Below are 16,648 nucleotides of genomic sequence, written 5' to 3' on the forward strand. Positions count from 1 at the left end.
CAAAGGAGGAATCGTGCGCGCGACGTTTCGCAATCTGTACCATGAGTTCAACGTGGCGGCGTTCTTTTGCGACCGGCACGACCATGCCATGTCGGTGGTTCGCTGGACGCTGATCCTGCTGCCGATGGCGGCGCTGGTCGGGACGTTGTGCGCGGCTTTCCTATGGAGCCTCGATGCCGCTACACAGGCCCGCTTCGATCATCCGTGGCTGCTGTATCTCCTGCCCGTGGGCGGGGCAGCCGTCGCGTTTCTCTATCATCACACCGGGCGCTCGGTCGAAGCCGGCAACAATCTGATTGTCGAGCAGATCCATGAGCCCGGGGGTGGCGTACCGCTCCGCATGGCACCGCTGGTGTTCCTTGGCACGATCGCGACGCATCTGTTCGGCGGCTCGGCGGGACGCGAGGGAACCGCCGTGCAGCTCGGCGGCAGTCTCGCCAGTGCCATCGCCGGCCTGTTCCGTCTCGATGCATCCGGTATTCGCATCCTGCTGATGGCCGGCGTCGCGGCGGGCTTCGGCGCGGTGTTCGGCACGCCCTTGGCAGGCGCGGTGTTTGCTCTTGAAGTGCTGGCGCTTGGCCGCGTCGAATATGGCGGGATCATTCCGTGCTTGCTCGCCGCGCTGGTCGGGGACTGGACGTGTCATGCCTGGGGCATCCACCACACGCCTTATCACATCGCCTATGCCGCCCCCGCCACGGGCGCGCTGCTGGTCGAGCCGCTGATGCTCCTCAAGGCGACGATCGCGGGCGTCGCCTTCGGGTTCGCCGGCCTCGTCTTCGCCGAAGCGAACCACGCATTCGGCGGCTTCCTCAAGCGCCGCATACCTTACGGACCGGCCCGTGCCGCTCTGGGCGGCGTCCTGGTCATCGCGCTCGTCTGGATCGTCGGCACCCGCGCCTATCTGGGTCTGGGCGTATGGTCCGCCATCCCCGGTGATCCTACGATCGCGGGCTTCTTCAGCGGCCCGGTCGATCGGTGGAGTTGGGCGCTCAAGATGCTGTTCACCGTCGTGACGCTGAGCGCAGGCTTCAAGGGCGGCGAGGTGACGCCGCTGTTCTTCATCGGTGCCGCGCTCGGCAACGCGCTGGGGTGGCTGCTCGGTGCACCGCTCGACCTGTTCGCAGCGCTCGGTTTCGTCGCCGTGTTCGCCGGGGCGGCCAACACGCCGCTGGCCTGTACGATCATGGGGATCGAGCTGTTCGGCGCCACCCATGCCGTGCCGATCGCGGTGGCCTGTTTCGTCGCCTACATCTGCTCGGGCCATAACGGCATTTACCTGTCGCAGCGGATCGCCGTGCCCAAGCGTCCCGCCCGCGCTCATACCGGCACCTTAACGCTGCGCGACGCCCGCGCATCCCGCCGTAGCCGGCGTCCTTCCAACACCGTCAAGGAGCATAACTGATGCCCCACAAGGTCACGCCCAGCGAGATCGGGATGATCCGCATCTACATGAAGCCGTCCGACAAGGCTGCGGGCGCGCGTAGCTTCTGGTCGCGCAAACCGCTGTACCGCGAGCTGGTCGCGCAGGCGAAGCGCGACGGCATTATGAACGCCGTCGCCCATCACACCCATTACGGCTACAGCAATCATGGCCCGATTCGGGAAAATGGCTCCGAGATTTCCGATCCGCACCTGACCATGTGTGTCGAGCTGATCGGCCAGCGCGGCGAACTCGAACGCTTCTGCGAGGGGCATGGCGATCTGCTCGCGGGCAAAGTGATCGTCTACAAGCATCTGGAGCATTGGAGCATCGGTCCGGGCGGCGTCCGGCATGAAGATGCGGTGCCCGCCGAGCTGGCCGATGAAACGGGGCAGGCGTGAGAGTGGGAAGCGTCAGCTCCTCCTCGTGGCTCGTCTGGGCGCTGGGTTCCGCCGGATTTGCCGCGCTGACCGCGATCTTCGCCAAGATCGGGGTCGAAGGAATCAACTCCGACCTGGCGACCCTTTTCCGCACGCTCGTGATTGTCGTGGTGCTGACCGCGCTGCTCGCGCTTACCGGCAAATTTCAGCCCCTCGGGACCATCGCGCCACGTACCTGGCTGTTTCTCGGGCTGTCCGGCCTGGCGACCGGCGCGTCATGGCTCTGCTATTTCCGCGCCCTGAAGATCGGCGACGCAGCGCGGGTCGCTCCCATCGACAAGCTGAGCGTCGTTTTTGTCGCCGTCATCGGCGTGACGCTTCTTGGTGAACACCTCTCCCTGCGGGGCTGGTTCGGCATCGGTTTGATCGGTGCCGGCGCCGTGCTCGTCGCGCTTGCCTGATGCCTTTCGAACGGAAACCAACGATGCGCTATCTCCCGATCGTCGCCGCTGCCGTCGCCATTGCCGCTACACCGGCACTCGAAGCTCGCACCGCAAAGCGCGCCCGCACTCCGCACAACGTCATTCTGGTCGTCATCGACGGGTTGAGAGGCAAGATCGTCACCCCTCAAACCGCGCCTGAACTGGTCCGGCTACGGGATGCCGGGACCTACTTTCCCAACAGCCATTCGGTATTCCCGACGTTCACGACCGCCAATGCCTCCAGTCTCGCGACCGGCCATCAGCTTGGCGATACCGGCGATTTCAGCAACACGATCTGGACGGCCGCCCCGATCGCAAGCGCGGCGGGCAGCGTCACCCCGTTCCTCGAAAACGATGCCGTGCTCGGCGAGGTCGATACGCACTTCGGCGGCAATTACCTCAACGAAACGACTGTTCTCGAAGCCGCACGCAAAGCGGGATACGGCACCGCCGCGATCGGCAAGCTCGGCCCAGCGCTTATCCAGGATCACCTCGCTCGCGACGGTATGACGACGATCATCGTCGACGACTCCACCGGACGGCCGGGCGGCATCGCGCTTTCGCCCGACACTGTCACAGGAATGACCAGGGCGGGGCTGCCGCTCGTCGCACCGGACAGGGGTGCCAACGGCCGTTCGGGGGACGCTCGCACACCCGGCACGCGCGAGGCCAATCGTGCGCAGCAGGACTATTTCATCGATGTCGCCACCCGCGTGGCGCTGCCGTCATTCAAGGCACGTCACCGGCCTTTCGCGATGGTCTTCTGGTCACGCGATCCCGATGGGACCCAGCACAATCAGGGCGACAGTCTCAACCGCCTGACGCCCGGAATTAATGGTCCGACGACCTTTGCTGCGATCCGCAACGCGGATGGAGATCTCGCAAAGCTGCGAACGGCGCTCAAGCGGCTTGGCCTAGATCGGACGACCGATATCATCGTCACGTCGGACCACGGCTTTTCCACGATCTCGAAGCAAAGCGACACGAGCCGTGCAGCACGGACGCGGTATGCCGATGTTCCTGAAGGCTTCCTCCCGCCCGGCTTTCTCGCGCTTGATCTGGCATCGACGCTGAATATGCCGGCATTCGATCCCGAGGCCGGCAACGCGCCGGTGACAACGGGTGCTCATCCCAGTCGCGGCAACGCACTGCTGGGGGCCGATCCCTCTCATCCCGACATCGTGGTTGCCGCCAATGGCGGGTCGGACCTGTTGTACCTGCCTGGACGCGATCCGACGCTCGCGCGCCGTATCGTCACCGCGCTGCTTGACCAGGATTATATCAGCGGAATCTTCGTCGATGATCGGCTCGGCTCGATCGCCGGCACGCTGCCATTATCGTCGATCAACCTCAAAGGGGCAGCGCTGCCCCCCGTACCGTCGATCGTCGTCATCTTCCGCTCGGCAACGACCGGCTGCGCAATACCGACGAACTGTCAGGTGGAGGTGGCGGATACGACGCTGCAGCAAGGCCAGGGCATGCACGGCAGCTTCGGCCGCGGCGACACCCTCAACTTCACAGCGGCGATCGGCCCCGATTTCAAACGGCGTTTCGTCGATCCGGCACCGGTCAGCAACGCGGATATCGGACACACGATGATGGCCTTGCTACGCCTCTCCCCGACGCCGCATGGTGCGCTGACCGGCCGGGTAATGAGCGAAGCGATGCCCGGGGGGCGGATGACCCCCTATGTCCGGGGCGAGCAGCGATCCGCTGCCGCCGGGAATGGTCTCGTCACCCTGCTGCGCTATCAGGAGGCGGCAGGCATTCGTTATCTCGACGCCGGGGGTTTTGCGGGCCGCACTCTCGGCCTGGCTGATGTGGCAGCACCTGAAGCCGCTGGCCGGGGAGCGCGTCGATGACGGGGCTGCCGCAATTCTGGCTTGTCCGTCATGGTGAGACGGCCTGGAGCCTGACACGTCAGCATACGGGTCGAAGCGACATTCCCTTGACGAAGGGCGGGGAGGAAGCTGCCCAACGCCTGAGCGAGCGCCTGCCGGCACGTCCCTTTTCGCAAATATGGTCCAGCCCGTCGCAGCGCGCGCGTCGAACCGGCGAACTGGCAGGCTTCTCCCGGAAGATCGCAATCGTCGATGACCTCGCGGAGTGGGATTACGGTGCCTACGAAGGTCGAACCACGAAAGAGATTCTGGCCGATCGCCCGGATTGGATGCTGTTTCGCGATGGCTGCCCGCAAGGTGAAACACCTGACGACATCACGGCGCGGGCGGATCGCGTCGTCGAACGCCTGCGGGCCTCCACGTCCGACATCCTGATCTTTTCCAGCGCCCATATCCTGCGGGTGCTGGCTGCGCGCTGGCTGGGGCTTCCCGCCGCGGCCGGTGCGCTCTTCATCCTCGACACCGCCAGCATCAGCATTCTCGGTTACGAGCACAATGATGCCGAGCGGGTCATTCGCGGATGGAATCTGGCATGAACCGGACTGCCCTCCTCGCATGGGCGATAGGGGGCATCTTCGCACCGCTGGGCGGGATCAGCGCCGGCATCATCACTTACGCCGAATATAGCCAGCACCGGCTTCCCAAGGGGCGGGCAGCCCGTGAGGCCCTGCGAAGCGGGGCGGTGGCGACGGTCGTCCTCCTGACGGTCACCGGCCTGTTCGGTTGGTGGGTGGGCCGGTCATGACGAACACGCATGACGATGCCTCTCCGCTCATTCTTGAGGGCGTTGTGACCGAACTGAGCGGCCGGATCATCCACGACGGTGTGGACCTCGTCATGAAGCGTGGCGAGGTTCTTGGCTTGGTCGGCGCGTCGGGATCGGGAAAATCGGTTCTGCTTCGATGCATTATCGGCCTGCTGCCACCGAAAGCGGGCACCGTCAGGCTGTTCGGAGACGATCTGTACCAGGCTGACGACCGGACGCTGGCCGCGATCAAACAGCGCTGGGGCGTGCTCTTTCAAGCCAACGCACTGTTTTCCGATTTCAGCGTTCTGGACAACATCGCGATGCCGCTGCGCGAACATCACGGTTTGCCGGAAGAGCTGATCCTGTCGGTCGCAAGAATGAAGGCGCTCGCATCGGGACTTCCCGAGGATGCGCTGTGGAAGTTCCCGTCCGAGCTTTCCGGCGGGTTGCAAAAGCGTGTGGGGGTGGCGCGGGCGATCGTGCGCGACCCGGATCTCATCCTCCTCGACGAACCGACTGCCGGTCTCGATCCGATCATGGCAGCACAGATCGATGCCCTGATCGGTGGTCTGGCAAGCGAACTAGGCCTGAGCGTGGTGGTCGTGACCCACGACCTCGATACCCTCTACACCATCTGCGACCGTGTCGCGGTTCTGTCGGATCGCACGATCCTTGCCGTCGCCCCCGTCCGTGAGCTGGAGCACAGCCAGGACCCGTGGCTCCGCAACTATCTGCTGGGCACACGGACGCGGGCCGGGCGCATAGCTGATCCAAAAGTCGTTCATCCCTCGCCACAGGAGATCATGTCATGAAGCTGCTTGCTGTCATCGTGGGCGCGGACAGCGCGCCTGCCTGTCTGGATGCGGCGGTTCTTGCCGCAAAAGCATTGGGCGACGCTTCGATCGAAGCACTCAACGTCGTCGTCGATCCCGATAGGATTCACGCCTCCAGCGATGAGGAAATCCAGTTCCAGCGCATGCGCGAACGTGATGAAGGGACCGCGCAGGAGCGTGCCGATGCGGCCCATGCCGCCTTCGTCGCGTGGAACGCCGGGGCAGGCGAGGACACGCCACGGGTATTCTGGCGGTCGGTCGTCGGCACGGAAGAAGCCGTCGTTACGAGCGAGGCCGCGAACGTCGATGCGCTGATCGTGGTCGCGCGCGAACAGAGCATGGACAGTGGCGATGCCATTCACGCAGCCCTCTTTTCCACCGACAAACCGGTCCTGATCGTACCACCGCACTGGCAGCCCGGTGCCGTCACCGCATTCAGCCATATGGCTGTCGGTCTCAGCGACAGCGATACGGCCCGCCATGCGATCAGGGAGGCGGCACCATGGTTGCGGGTGGCAAGCCGGGTCACCGCGATCCGCATCGGCGAGGATGGCGATCCGGCGCTGAAGCTCGAGGCGCTGCTCGACGAACTGTGCGTGACGCACGAACTTCATGTCGTCCCCCGACAGGGTGACAATCTGGGTGCGCAGCTCGTCGCGGAAGCCAAGGCTGTCGGAGCCGATCTACTGGTGACCGGCGCCTACCGGCACAACCAGCTCGTCGAATGGTTCATGGGCGGCACCACGCGGCATCTGCTCGCCGCAGCCGAAATCCCGTTGCTGATGGCCCATTGAACGATGAACGGAGCTGCCCATGCGCGCCTGATCCTGCTTCGACATGGAGAAAGCGAAGCCAACGCCGCCAATCGCTTTACCGGATCGGCCGATCCCGCATTGACGGCAAACGGGCGCGGACAGGCCGACGCCGTTGCCCGTCAGTTGCTGGACCGCGGCATTCGGCCCGCCCGCATCTTCCGGTCGACGCTACGCAGGTGCGCCGACACCACTGCCATCGTCACGGCCGTGACCGGCAGTCAGGACGTTCCCGTCATCGCAAACCTGGCTCTCAACGAACGCGATTACGGCGCGCTGACAGGGCTGAACAAGGCGGAAGCCGCAGATCGGTACGGCGTCGAACAGGTGCTGCGCTGGCGCCGCTCCTATGCCGATGCACCGCCCGACGGGGAGAGCCTGCGCGATACGGCAGCGCGCGTGCTCGCCTACCACATCCACGTCATGCTGCCTGCCATTATGCAAGGCGGCGCCACGCTGGTCGTGGCGCACGGCAACAGCCTGCGCGCACTCGCCATGGCGCTCGACGGCATCGATGCGGTCGGGGTCGAGACGTTCGACATCCCGACCGCCGGTGCCATCCTCTACGAATTCGCCGCAACGACCGCGATCCTCGATCGCGCGATCATCTCCTGACAGGAAATTTCCCATGTCCATCGACAGCCAGATCGCCCGTCTCCAAGCCCTGGAAATCCTGGATTCCCGGGGCAATCCGACCCTGTCCGTCACGGTGACGCTGACGGACGGAAACTCGGCAACCGCCTCGGTCCCGTCCGGGGCTTCGACCGGCCTGCACGAAGCCGTCGAACTTCGCGACGACGACCGTAACCGTTACGGCGGCAAGGGCGTGCGGCGCGCTGCCGCTCATGTCGAAGGCGAGATTGCAGATGCACTCATGGGGTTGGATGCCCGCGCGCAATCCGACATCGATCATGTGATGATCGCACTCGACGGCACCGACACCAAGGGCCGGCTCGGTGGCAACGCCATCCTGGGCGTTTCCATTGCCGTCGCGCGCGCCTCCGCGCTGGCACAAGGGCGACCACTCTACCGGAGCCTGAACGACGCCGATGACTATCTCCTGCCGGTGCCCTGCATGAACGTCCTGAACGGCGGCAAACATGCCGACAGCAGCCTGGACTTCCAGGAATTCATGATCGTGCCGCACGGTGCGCCGGGTTTCGCGGAAGCCGTGCGCTACGGTGCGGAAACCTATGCCGCCCTGCGTAGCCTGTTGCACGACCGCGGGCTTGCGACCTCGGTGGGTGACGAGGGTGGCTTCGCGCCTCGGCTCGACAGCAACGAGGCCGCCTGCGAGCTGATCGTCGCAGCCATCGAACGTGCAGGGTATCGCCCCGGGGTCGATATCGCGATTGCGCTCGATCCCGCCGCATCGTCCTTTGCCGAGGGTGAGAGCTATCACCTGTCGCGGTCGCGCACCGGACGGCTCGATCGGGCGGCACTGCTCGCACTCTACGGGCGCTGGATCGATGCCTATCCGATCGTCTCGATCGAAGACGGCTTTGGCGAGGAAGACTGGGCCGGGTTCATCGATCAGACCGCCGACCAGGGCGATCGGATACAGATCGTCGGGGACGACCTGTTCGTCACCAACCCCCGCATCATCCGTGAAGGCATCGCCCGACACGCTGCCAATGCCGCCCTCATCAAGCCGAACCAGATCGGAACGGTGACGGAGACGATCGAGGCCGTCCGCATCTGCCAGCAAGCGGGATGGGGGACGATGGTGTCGCATCGCTCCGGTGAAACCGCAGACGACTTCATCGCCGACTTTGCGGTCGCGATGGGTGCAGGCCAGATTAAGTCGGGCGCCCCGTGTCGCGGCGAGCGGCTTGCCAAATATAACCGCCTCATCGCGATCGAGGCGGAGCTGGGCGATCGTGCCCGCATGGCGGCTCCGTTTGCCCGTTACGTCGAGAGGCGGGCATGATCGATCCTACCGCATTGGTCGCACCCGTCGTCCTCGGCATTGTCGAGGGCCTGACCGAGTTCATTCCCGTCTCCTCGACGGGCCACCTCATCCTCACCGAGCGTCTGATCGGCTATGAGGGACGGCAAGCGGGCATCGTCGATGTCGTCATCCAAGTCGGCGCGATTCTGGCAGTCTGCTGGCTCTATCGCGCAAAGCTGTGGTTGGTGGTGACCGGATTGAAGGGCGATGCCGGCGCACGACGCTTTTCGCGCAACGTCCTCATCGCCTTCATTCCGTCCGTCATCGTCGGCGGACTGGCACACGACTTCATCAAACAGGTGCTGTTTTCGCCCTATGTCGTGGTCGTCAGCCTTGTTGCAGGCGGGATTGCGATCATCGTGATCGAACGGTGGGCCAAGCGCCGTGCGGTCGTTGCCGGCGACGTCGAACACCTGTCGCCATCGCTCGCGCTCGGGATCGGGCTTTGCCAGCTTCTCTCGCTCATCCCCGGCGTGTCTCGCTCCGGCGCGACCATCATGGGCGGCGTTGCGTTGGGTGTCGAGCGTCGAGCGGCCACGGAATTCTCGTTCTTCCTGGCGATCCCGACCATGTTCGGCGCCGCTACGCTCGATCTCTATAAGAACCGCGACATCATCGGGGTCGATGACGTGATGGCGATCGGTGTCGGGCTGGTGGTGTCGTTCGTCGTCGCGATGGCGGTCGTAAGATGGCTCGTCCGCTACGTCGGTCGGCACGGTTTCGAGCCGTTCGGGTGGTATCGGATCGTCTTCGGCTTCGTGGTCGCCGGGTTGCTCGCCTCGGGCTGACCGACGCGCTGCCTTCCGTCGGCTTCTTTGCCACTCTGCAAGCAACGGAATGACAATGCCTCTTTGGACAGGTTTCCTGGTCGTGTTCCTTGGCTCGGGCATCGGCGGAATGCTGCGCCACGGGGTTGGTCTGCTTGCCCTGCGTTTCACGGGTGCGAACTTTCCCTGGGGTACGCTCGTCATCAACGTCGTCGGCTCGGCGTTGATGGGCCTGATGATCGGCCTGTTCGCGGCAAGGAGCATCAACGATCCCGAACTGCGGCTGTTCGTGACGACCGGACTGATCGGCGGCTTTACGACATGGTCGACCTTCTCGCTGGATATCGTGACGTTATGGGAACGCGGCGAGATCGGCTCTGCCATTGCTTATGCCGCTGCCAGCATCGTGCTGTCGTTGACGGTCCTGGCAATCGCCCTTCTCGCCGCGCGGCGCTGGGGATGATGCGAACAGCTGCACCAACGCACGGTGTTGACCGATACTGATATCGATCAGGAACGCTCTCGAAAGAATGACGTTTGCCCGGAACTGCAACGGGAGAATTTTCATGAAGATGCTGCTTGCGGCAACGGTCGCGATCGCGTTGGCGACGCCTGCTTTTGCCGATAATGACATGCCCACCAAGGCGCAGCGCGCATCGGTGATGAAGGCAATCCGCGCCGCTGGCTGCACCAATCCGACGAAGGTCGAGCGTGACGACGGTGGATTCGAGGTGGACAACGCCCGTTGCAAGGACGGCGTGTACGATCTGAAGCTGTCAGCGGACTACAAGATCATCTCGCGCGAGCGCGAGGACAACGACTGACCATGCCCGGCGCTCGCGCCGGCAGGCCGGGCGCCGCATGACTGACTATTTGCTACTCGTCCTGGGTGCGTTCGTTGCAGCCGCAATCTCGGGGTCTGCGGGCTTCGGAGGCGCATTGTTGCTCCTGCCGCTCCTCAACCAAGTCGTCGGCGTGACCGAAGCAGTGCCGCTGCTGACGATCATCCAGATCATCGGTAACGGTGCCCGTGCCGTCATGAACTGGCAGCAGATACGCTGGCGCCCGGTCTTGCTGTTTCTCGCGGCGGCCATTCCGCTGTCGATGCTGGGGGCATTGTCCTTCGCATCACTTCCGACCAGCCTCGTCACTCGCCTGGTCGGTGGAGCGATCCTGTTGCTCGTCGTTCTCAAGGCGACGGGTATGATCGCGTTCAAGCCATCGCGCCGGGTTCTGGTCGTCGGGGGTGGCATTACCGGCCTGCTATCCGGCCTTGTGGGCAGTGCCGGACCGCTCGGCGCCGCGGTCTTCCTCAGCCTCGGCCTGCCCCCGCTCGCCTATGTTGCGAGCGATGCGACTGCGGCCATTGCCATGCACGGTGCCAAGACCATCGTTTATGGCGCGACGATCGATCTTGGACCGGCTTTCTGGCCCCTTGCGATTGCGATGGGCCTCGCGATGATCGCCGGCACCTGGGCCGGGCGCTCGCTTATCAAGCGACTGCCCGTCGACCGCTTTCGCCAATTCGTGATGGTCCTGCTCGCACTGATCGCGGTGCAGATGATCGTCATGGGCTGACAATAGGGGATCGGCGCAATAGCCGTATCCCGTCACTGCTTATCCGAAAGTCCGTGCGATGGATGCCTCCACCGTACTGCTGCTCGCCCTTCTGATGATGGCGGGTGCGGCACTCTACACCTCGGTCGGCCATGCCGGCGCATCGGCCTATCTGGCGATCATGGCGCTGTTCTCGCTGCCCGCCGAGACGATGCGCCCGACCGCGCTGATCCTCAACATTCTCGTCGCAAGTTTCACGACCTGGCGCTTCGTGCGCGCCGGGCAATTCAATGCAAGGCTGCTGCTGCCGTTCGTGATCGGCGCGATCCCGGCCGCCTATCTGGCAGGGCAACTCCATCTGCCGGGGTACATCTACCGCCCGATCGTCGCGGCCGTGCTGCTGCTTGCCGCGATCCGCCTGTTGTGGCCGTCGAAGCATGAAGCGCCGGAACCGGTGCCGCCTCGCCATGGAATCGCGATCCTCTCCGGAGCGGGCATCGGCGCGCTGTCTGGGCTGACCGGGACAGGGGGCGGCATATTCCTCAGTCCGCTCGTGCTGCTCCTGGGCTGGGAGACGCCGCGCCGCACGTCGGGACTGTCGGCCGCCTTCATCCTGTGCGTCTCGATCGCCGGGTTGCTTGACAACCTCACGTCGGTCGGCCGGTTGCCGCGCGAGTTGCCGATCTTTGTCGTGGCCGTCTTTCTCGGCGCGCTGATCGGCACCCGGCTCGGTGTGTCGAAGCTCGATTCCCGGCGCCTGCTTCAGGCGCTCGGCGCTGTCCTTCTGATCGCAGCCGGGAAACTGGCGCTCACCTGACGTTGCCCCCGGAATCACGCTTGGCCCATCGCAGTGTGAAATAGCCGAGCAGACCGGAAATCAGCGAGCCGGCAAGAACACCGATCTTGGCCTCCGCCTGGAGGAGGGGACTGCTCGGAAAGGCGAGCAGCGTGATGAAGATGCTCATCGTGAACCCGATGCCGCACAGGAGCGCTACCCCGAGCATCTGAAGCCGCCCCGCATGTGCGGGCCTGTCGGCCAGCCCCAGCCTGACCGCGATCGACGCAAAGCCGAAGACGCCTCCGACCTTGCCGAGCAGCAATCCTGCCGCGACGCCGAGCGTGACGGGCGCGACCAGCGCGCTCGGCGGGAGCCCCAGCACCGGCACCGCGGCATTCGCCAGCCCGAAGACGGGAACGATCAGAAAGCTCACCGGCAGATGCAGGGCATGTTCCAGTCGATGCAGCGGGCTGACGCAGGCATGGTCGGATCGACCGGGAGTGCGCTCCATCGGTATGGTGAAGGCCAGCATGACACCGGCGAGCGTCGCGTGGATGCCCGAGCGCAGAACCAGTACCCAAAGAACGATGCCCACGAGAAGATAGGGCGACAGGCGTCGTACCTTGAACAGGTTGAACCCGATCAAAACCGCGAGCGCCGCTCCCGCCCCCGCTAGTGCAGGCAACGAGAGGTCGGCCGTGTAGAACAGCGCGATGATGAGCACCGCGCCGAGATCGTCGATGATCGCCAGCGCCGCGAGAAACACGCGCAACGATGCAGGCACGCGATTACCGAGCAGTGCGATGACGCCCAGCGCGAAGGCGATATCGGTCGCCGCGGGGATCGCCCATCCGGCCGCGGTCGGTCCGGCATTGAATGCGAGATAGATAAGAGCGGGCACGATCATGCCGCCGGCGGCTGCGATGCCCGGCAGGACGCGCCGCGGCCATGTCGAGAGCTGGCCGTCTACTACCTCGCGCTTGATCTCCAGCCCGACGAGCAGGAAGAACACCGCCATCAGACCGTCATTGATCCAGTGTTCGAGCGACAGCGGCCCGACATAGGCGTGCAGCATCGCTGCATAACCCGGTCCGAGAGGCGAGTTGGCGATGATGAGCGCAACCACCGCGGCGGCCATGAGAACCAGTCCGGCTGATGACTGTGCTTCGAGAAAACGGCGGATCGCACTGGGGTGCGATTGGGCATGGCTCATCAACAGGGTATCCGGACGTGAGAATTCGGACGCTGGCGGCCCGACCAGCGTAAGAACCTGCCCACCTCCGAATATGGCGGCGAACACCCGGGGAGAGCTATCGCATCGTCACATCATCAGGGCAACGTCATGTCGTGCCGTGAGCCCATCGTACAATTGAAACGATCCAAGCAGGCCCATGAGAGCTGCAGCGGCCGCTATCATCAAACAGGCGGTCGACATCCGATCGGTATCCGAGGTCTTATCGCTCGTCCCACCAAGGAACGGCCAACGAGACGAGGGGACGTTCTCGGAATCGATCGCGCTTCGGGACAGTGTGAAAGCGATCAGTCCGGGATCAATGCCCAACCGCGTATCTGCAACGTCGCCATCGTCGTAAGCGCCGACACATCGACTTCGACGACCTTGTCGACCTCAGCAGGGGCAATCCCGTTCCCGACCAGAGCCTGGCTGCACACCCGAACGGACACGCCTGCTCGTTTCAACGCCGCTATCAGGGCAAGATTAGGGTTCGTGGCAGCGCCGGTTTTCGTCGCATACGCCCCATTTTCAGCAATAATCGGTGTCGCCGGGCCGTGGACGATCACGACCACATCTCCCTGTGCTGGCCGCACGTTGTCCGCGCCGAGCAGATTCAGAAAGCGCGCGACCTTCTCCAGCGAGGGATTGACCTTGTCGGGGGATGACGCCGCCTTCGTCACGCTGAACAGTACCCGATAGCGCAGGGAGCGGTCCGGCCGCTCAACCGCGCCTTCTACCGGCGTGATCTTGCCATAGCCGGCAATCACGGGCTGTTGAGCGGTGCCTCCCGCTGACCCGGCACTGCTCATGACGGCAAGGCATCCTGCAACTGCGATAACGGGAAGCCGCATCTCATTTTTCCTTCCACAACCGGAATGATCATCCGACCCTCGCAAACACGGCCGCGCCCATGTTTCGCGGCCGCGCGGCAACCGACGCCCCGCGCGCTCGCGCCGGACGGGGAGCGGGAGCTGCTTCCTCCACGGCTGTATCGTCAGCGCCGAACATCGCTTCCAGCGTGCGCACGCACAGTGCAGCTGCGTCATCGGCAAGCCGGTAGTGAACCTGCTTGGCTTCACGTCTTGTCTTCACCAGATCGGCGCGGCGCAGCTCGGCAAGCTGCTGGCTGAGGGCCGGTTGGGTCACGCCGGTAGCAGCCTCTATGTCCGCAACCTGACGCTCACCGCCGAGCAGATAGGACAGGATCATGAGGCGCTGAGGCTGGGCGAACACGCGCAGCTTTTCGACCGCCGCATCGGCGATCGCGCGGGATTGATGGATCGCTGTCATCGATCGGCCTTTAACTGATGAAACCAGTCGTCACCGGCGCTACCCGGCAAGGCAGGCGGCAGCAGGACATCATCACCCGGCTGCCAGTCGGCCGGCGTATAGGCTTGCCCATCGGCCGAACGCTGCAATGCCCTGACTGTGCGGAGCATCTCGTCGACGGATCGCCCGACGTTCATCGGATACCAGTTGAGCGCACGGATAATGCCTTCGGGATCGATGAAATAAGTCGCGCGGACGGCTGAGGCGTCGCCGGCCTGTTCGTCGAGCATGCCGTAGGCGTAACCCACCGCCATCGACGGGTCTTCGACGACCGGGAACGGCACCTCTACACCGAAGACATCCTTGATCGCGCGCAACCAGGCGACGTGCGAATACAGGCTGTCGACCGACAACCCGAGCAGGACGCAATCCAGCTCCTCGAATTGCGGTGCGGCCTTCGCCAAGGCCACGAACTCGCTGGTGCAGACCGGCGTGAAATCAGCCGGGTGCGAAAAGAACACGACCCAACGACCACGATACTGATCGAGCGACATCTCGCCCTGCGTCGTGCGGGCAATGAAATTCGGGGCCGCGTCCCCGATGCGCAACGAGCGCGGTACGTCTGCATCCATCGTTTCCATGCTTTTCAGATGGCACGGGCAGCCCGTTGACGCAAGCAGATTATACAACTACATAAACCATGAAATCAATAAATGGAGACGATCGTGGAGTCGGCGTTAAACAAGGCAGTTGCGCAGATTGAACGTGCGAAGGCGGCAGGAGCGCCGATTGTCCATTCCTTCTTCGATGAGCCGACCAACACCGCGACCTACGTCGTCTGGGACCCTGCCACGCGGAAGGCGGCGATCGTCGACAGCGTCCTGGACTTCGACGCCGCGGCAGGCCGCACCGGGACGACATCAGCGGACGCGGTCATCGCATATGTGCGGGAGCACGGCCTCTCGGTCGAATGGCTGCTCGAAACCCATGCCCATGCCGATCACCTGTCTGCGGCGCCCTATCTGCAAAAGGTGCTGGGTGGTCAGCTCGCGATCGGCCGCGAGATCATTCGCGTGCAGAACGTCTTCGGCAAGATTTTCAACGCCGGAACCGACTTCGAACGCGACGGCTCCGAGTTCGACCGCCTGTTCGACGATGGCGACCGTTTTGCGATCGGCGACATCGAGGCCATCGCGCTGCATGTGCCGGGGCACACCCCCGCCGACATGGCCTATGTCATCGGCGACGCGGTCTTCACCGGCGATACCTTCTTCATGCCGGATTACGGCACCGCACGCGCGGATTTCCCCGGTGGTGATGCGCGCCAGCTATTCCGCTCGATCCGCCGGCTGATGCAGTTGCCTGACGAGACGCGACTGTTCCTGTGCCACGACTACAAGGCTGCGGGTCGCGACCGGTATGTCTGGGAAACGACCGTGGGCGCGCAGCGCGTCGGCAACGTCCATGTCCACGAAGGGGTGAACGAAGACGACTTCGTCGCGATGCGCACCAGTCGGGACGCCACCTTGGCGATGCCCAAGCTCATCCTGCCGTCGGTGCAGGTGAACATGCGCGGCGGCCATCTGCCGGCGCCGGAAGCCAACGGCACCCGCTACCTCAAGATTCCACTGGATGCGCTGTGATGCCCGAATTTTTTCCCCATGCCATGCCGCTTGCCGGCTTCATCGGTGGCCTGATGATCGGTGTCGCTGCGGCGATCATGTTGCTGGGCAACGGTCGGATCGCCGGGGTCAGCGGGATGTTCGCGCGTGTCCTCGGCCTCTCCGAAGGGGGCGCTCCCTGGATGACAGCACTGCTTTTCACGGCAGGGCTGCCGCTGGGTGCGGCGCTGGCCGCGGCCGATGTGGATGTGGAAGCCCGCTTCCCGACATCCCTTGGGCTGATCGCCGTCGCCGGGCTGATCGTCGGGATCGGTACGCGGCTCGGCGCGGGGTGCACCAGCGGTCACGGCGTCTGCGGCCTGTCGCGCCTGTCGCCGCGGTCCATCGTTGCGACGGGTACGTTCATGGCGACCGGTATCGCCACCGTGACCCTCATGCGTCTGGCGGGAGTGGTATCGTGATGCGCCAGAGCCTCCTTTCGCTCATGAGCGGCACGCTGTTCGGCGCCGGCCTCGCCGTGTCCGGCATGATCGATCCTGCGCGGGTGCGGGCGTTCCTCGACGTCGCCGGTGCCTGGGACCCGACCCTCGCCTTCGTCATGGCCGGAGCGATCCTGCCGATGGCGCTGGCCTGGCTCATCGTGCGTCGGCGCTCCACGCCGATCGTCGCCGAGCAATTCCATACGCCCGCCACGTCGCCGATCGACGCGCGCCTCATCGGCGGTGCCGCCCTGTTCGGCATAGGCTGGGGCCTTGTCGGCCTGTGCCCGGGCCCTGCCATCGCCGCACTCGCGATCCAGCCTGCCCCCGCGCTGCTCTTCATCGCTGCAATGGCGCTCGGCGCAGCCATCCACTGCTTCGCACTCACCCCACGCCGTTCGGCGTGACCGGA

22 protein-coding genes are annotated in these 16,648 nt (G+C 64.5%); 18 read left to right on the forward strand and 4 right to left on the reverse strand.

Features of this window, described 5'->3' with window-relative positions; genetic code table 11:
• The first annotated feature begins 13 nt into the window (after positions 1–13).
• The 15 genes from D9601_RS18695 (at position 14) to D9601_RS18765 (ending at position 11,671) form a co-directional block, all read left to right on the forward strand.
• Complete coding sequence (locus D9601_RS18695) at positions 14–1,405, forward strand: voltage-gated chloride channel family protein (RefSeq protein ID WP_043060742.1); 1,392 nt, start codon at positions 14–16, stop codon at positions 1,403–1,405.
• A complete protein-coding gene (locus D9601_RS18700; protein ID WP_043060743.1) occupies positions 1,405–1,824 on the forward strand; it encodes a DUF190 domain-containing protein in 420 nt (139 codons plus the stop codon). The genes D9601_RS18695 and D9601_RS18700 overlap by 1 nt, the downstream gene beginning before the upstream one ends.
• Before the next feature lie 2 nt (positions 1,825–1,826).
• Complete coding sequence (locus D9601_RS18705) at positions 1,827–2,264, forward strand: EamA family transporter (RefSeq protein ID WP_043060744.1); 438 nt, start codon at positions 1,827–1,829, stop codon at positions 2,262–2,264.
• Between the two features lie 23 nt (positions 2,265–2,287).
• Positions 2,288–4,147, forward strand: a complete 1,860-nt coding sequence (locus tag D9601_RS18710) for an alkaline phosphatase family protein (RefSeq protein ID WP_198355579.1) — start codon at positions 2,288–2,290, stop codon at positions 4,145–4,147.
• Positions 4,144–4,722: a histidine phosphatase family protein gene (locus D9601_RS18715; RefSeq protein WP_150426783.1), complete on the forward strand. Its 579-nt coding sequence runs from the start codon at positions 4,144–4,146 to the stop codon at positions 4,720–4,722. Before D9601_RS18710 ends, D9601_RS18715 begins: the two co-directional genes overlap by 4 nt.
• The gene (locus tag D9601_RS18720; protein WP_043060745.1) at positions 4,719–4,931 is read left to right on the forward strand and encodes a hypothetical protein; all 213 of its coding nucleotides are present in this window, start codon (positions 4,719–4,721) and stop codon (positions 4,929–4,931) included. The genes D9601_RS18715 and D9601_RS18720 overlap by 4 nt, the downstream gene beginning before the upstream one ends.
• The gene (locus D9601_RS18725; protein ID WP_043060746.1) at positions 4,928–5,746 is read left to right on the forward strand and encodes an ABC transporter ATP-binding protein; all 819 of its coding nucleotides are present in this window, start codon (positions 4,928–4,930) and stop codon (positions 5,744–5,746) included. The genes D9601_RS18720 and D9601_RS18725 overlap by 4 nt, the downstream gene beginning before the upstream one ends.
• Positions 5,743–6,561 (forward strand): universal stress protein, encoded by an 819-nt coding sequence (locus D9601_RS18730; protein WP_229664494.1) that lies wholly within the window; start codon positions 5,743–5,745, stop codon positions 6,559–6,561. Before D9601_RS18725 ends, D9601_RS18730 begins: the two co-directional genes overlap by 4 nt.
• 3 nt (positions 6,562–6,564) lie before the next feature.
• The gene (locus tag D9601_RS18735) at positions 6,565–7,194 is read left to right on the forward strand and encodes a 2,3-bisphosphoglycerate-dependent phosphoglycerate mutase (RefSeq protein WP_076718498.1); all 630 of its coding nucleotides are present in this window, start codon (positions 6,565–6,567) and stop codon (positions 7,192–7,194) included.
• Positions 7,195–7,207: 13 nt separating this feature from the next.
• Complete coding sequence (eno, locus tag D9601_RS18740) at positions 7,208–8,509, forward strand: phosphopyruvate hydratase (protein WP_198355580.1); 1,302 nt, start codon at positions 7,208–7,210, stop codon at positions 8,507–8,509.
• Positions 8,506–9,318: an undecaprenyl-diphosphate phosphatase gene (locus D9601_RS18745; RefSeq protein ID WP_043060748.1), complete on the forward strand. Its 813-nt coding sequence runs from the start codon at positions 8,506–8,508 to the stop codon at positions 9,316–9,318. Before eno ends, D9601_RS18745 begins: the two co-directional genes overlap by 4 nt.
• A 55-nt stretch (positions 9,319–9,373) precedes the next feature.
• A complete protein-coding gene (gene crcB, locus D9601_RS18750) occupies positions 9,374–9,760 on the forward strand; it encodes a fluoride efflux transporter CrcB (RefSeq protein ID WP_061780585.1) in 387 nt (128 codons plus the stop codon).
• Positions 9,761–9,863: 103 nt separating this feature from the next.
• A complete protein-coding gene (locus D9601_RS18755; protein WP_052814241.1) occupies positions 9,864–10,121 on the forward strand; it encodes a PepSY domain-containing protein in 258 nt (85 codons plus the stop codon).
• Positions 10,122–10,158: 37 nt separating this feature from the next.
• The gene (locus D9601_RS18760; RefSeq protein WP_196227750.1) at positions 10,159–10,875 is read left to right on the forward strand and encodes a sulfite exporter TauE/SafE family protein; all 717 of its coding nucleotides are present in this window, start codon (positions 10,159–10,161) and stop codon (positions 10,873–10,875) included.
• A 58-nt stretch (positions 10,876–10,933) separates the two neighbouring features.
• The gene (locus D9601_RS18765; RefSeq protein ID WP_196227749.1) at positions 10,934–11,671 is read left to right on the forward strand and encodes a sulfite exporter TauE/SafE family protein; all 738 of its coding nucleotides are present in this window, start codon (positions 10,934–10,936) and stop codon (positions 11,669–11,671) included.
• On the opposite strand, the gene nhaA is transcribed toward D9601_RS18765, so the two are convergent.
• The 4 genes from nhaA to D9601_RS18785 all read right to left on the reverse strand — a co-directional run bounded on the left by nhaA (position 11,664) and on the right by D9601_RS18785 (position 14,776).
• Positions 11,664–12,845 carry a Na+/H+ antiporter NhaA gene (gene nhaA, locus D9601_RS18770; protein WP_043060751.1) on the reverse strand — a complete coding sequence of 394 codons (1,182 nt, stop codon included), beginning with the start codon at positions 12,843–12,845 and terminating at the stop codon, positions 11,664–11,666. The two genes, D9601_RS18765 and nhaA, sit on opposite strands and share 8 nt — an antisense overlap.
• Before the next feature lie 326 nt (positions 12,846–13,171).
• Positions 13,172–13,717, reverse strand: coding sequence for a DsrE family protein (locus tag D9601_RS18775; RefSeq protein ID WP_373284538.1), 546 nt, complete (start codon positions 13,715–13,717; stop codon positions 13,172–13,174).
• 28 nt (positions 13,718–13,745) lie between these two features.
• Complete coding sequence (locus D9601_RS18780) at positions 13,746–14,156, reverse strand: ArsR/SmtB family transcription factor (protein ID WP_043060753.1); 411 nt, start codon at positions 14,154–14,156, stop codon at positions 13,746–13,748.
• Positions 14,153–14,776 (reverse strand): peroxiredoxin, encoded by a 624-nt coding sequence (locus D9601_RS18785; protein ID WP_043060754.1) that lies wholly within the window; start codon positions 14,774–14,776, stop codon positions 14,153–14,155. The genes D9601_RS18780 and D9601_RS18785 overlap by 4 nt, the downstream gene beginning before the upstream one ends.
• Positions 14,777–14,848: 72 nt before the next feature.
• On the opposite strand from D9601_RS18785, the gene D9601_RS18790 reads away from it, so the two are divergent.
• The 3 genes from D9601_RS18790 to D9601_RS18800 are packed head-to-tail and all read left to right on the forward strand — an operon-like array spanning position 14,849 to position 16,643.
• On the forward strand, positions 14,849–15,778 hold the full coding sequence (locus D9601_RS18790; RefSeq protein ID WP_198355581.1) for an MBL fold metallo-hydrolase: 930 nt from the start codon (positions 14,849–14,851) through the stop codon (positions 15,776–15,778).
• Entirely contained in the window at positions 15,778–16,218 is a 441-nt protein-coding gene (locus D9601_RS18795) for a YeeE/YedE family protein (protein WP_043060755.1), read from the forward strand. Before D9601_RS18790 ends, D9601_RS18795 begins: the two co-directional genes overlap by 1 nt.
• Complete coding sequence (locus D9601_RS18800) at positions 16,218–16,643, forward strand: DUF6691 family protein (RefSeq protein WP_043060756.1); 426 nt, start codon at positions 16,218–16,220, stop codon at positions 16,641–16,643. The genes D9601_RS18795 and D9601_RS18800 overlap by 1 nt, the downstream gene beginning before the upstream one ends.
• Positions 16,644–16,648: the final 5 nt, after the last annotated feature.

Origin of the sequence: Sphingomonas sp. MA1305 (assembly GCF_016107325.1) — a bacterium.
Classification (GTDB): domain Bacteria; phylum Pseudomonadota; class Alphaproteobacteria; order Sphingomonadales; family Sphingomonadaceae; genus Sphingomonas.

What these genes read in the sequence shown, in the direction of transcription:
- D9601_RS18700 (WP_043060743.1), top strand. Translation starts at nt 1,405, where the DNA reads ATGCCCCACAAGGTCACGCCCAGCGAGATCGGGATGATCCGCATCTAC.
- D9601_RS18710 (WP_198355579.1), top strand. Translation starts at nt 2,288, where the DNA reads ATGCGCTATCTCCCGATCGTCGCCGCTGCCGTCGCCATTGCCGCTACA.
- D9601_RS18715 (WP_150426783.1), top strand. Translation starts at nt 4,144, where the DNA reads ATGACGGGGCTGCCGCAATTCTGGCTTGTCCGTCATGGTGAGACGGCC.
- D9601_RS18720 (WP_043060745.1), top strand. Translation starts at nt 4,719, where the DNA reads ATGAACCGGACTGCCCTCCTCGCATGGGCGATAGGGGGCATCTTCGCA.
- D9601_RS18725 (WP_043060746.1), top strand. Translation starts at nt 4,928, where the DNA reads ATGACGAACACGCATGACGATGCCTCTCCGCTCATTCTTGAGGGCGTT.
- D9601_RS18730 (WP_229664494.1), top strand. Translation starts at nt 5,743, where the DNA reads ATGAAGCTGCTTGCTGTCATCGTGGGCGCGGACAGCGCGCCTGCCTGT.
- D9601_RS18735 (WP_076718498.1), top strand. Translation starts at nt 6,565, where the DNA reads ATGAACGGAGCTGCCCATGCGCGCCTGATCCTGCTTCGACATGGAGAA.
- eno (WP_198355580.1), top strand. Translation starts at nt 7,208, where the DNA reads ATGTCCATCGACAGCCAGATCGCCCGTCTCCAAGCCCTGGAAATCCTG.
- D9601_RS18745 (WP_043060748.1), top strand. Translation starts at nt 8,506, where the DNA reads ATGATCGATCCTACCGCATTGGTCGCACCCGTCGTCCTCGGCATTGTC.
- crcB (WP_061780585.1), top strand. Translation starts at nt 9,374, where the DNA reads ATGCCTCTTTGGACAGGTTTCCTGGTCGTGTTCCTTGGCTCGGGCATC.
- D9601_RS18755 (WP_052814241.1), top strand. Translation starts at nt 9,864, where the DNA reads ATGAAGATGCTGCTTGCGGCAACGGTCGCGATCGCGTTGGCGACGCCT.
- D9601_RS18760 (WP_196227750.1), top strand. Translation starts at nt 10,159, where the DNA reads ATGACTGACTATTTGCTACTCGTCCTGGGTGCGTTCGTTGCAGCCGCA.
- D9601_RS18765 (WP_196227749.1), top strand. Translation starts at nt 10,934, where the DNA reads ATGGATGCCTCCACCGTACTGCTGCTCGCCCTTCTGATGATGGCGGGT.
- nhaA (WP_043060751.1), bottom strand. Translation starts at nt 12,845, where the DNA reads ATGAGCCATGCCCAATCGCACCCCAGTGCGATCCGCCGTTTTCTCGAA.
- D9601_RS18775 (WP_373284538.1), bottom strand. Translation starts at nt 13,717, where the DNA reads ATGCGGCTTCCCGTTATCGCAGTTGCAGGATGCCTTGCCGTCATGAGC.
- D9601_RS18780 (WP_043060753.1), bottom strand. Translation starts at nt 14,156, where the DNA reads ATGACAGCGATCCATCAATCCCGCGCGATCGCCGATGCGGCGGTCGAA.
- D9601_RS18785 (WP_043060754.1), bottom strand. Translation starts at nt 14,776, where the DNA reads ATGGAAACGATGGATGCAGACGTACCGCGCTCGTTGCGCATCGGGGAC.
- D9601_RS18790 (WP_198355581.1), top strand. Translation starts at nt 14,849, where the DNA reads ATGGAGACGATCGTGGAGTCGGCGTTAAACAAGGCAGTTGCGCAGATT.
- D9601_RS18795 (WP_043060755.1), top strand. Translation starts at nt 15,778, where the DNA reads ATGCCCGAATTTTTTCCCCATGCCATGCCGCTTGCCGGCTTCATCGGT.
- D9601_RS18800 (WP_043060756.1), top strand. Translation starts at nt 16,218, where the DNA reads ATGCGCCAGAGCCTCCTTTCGCTCATGAGCGGCACGCTGTTCGGCGCC.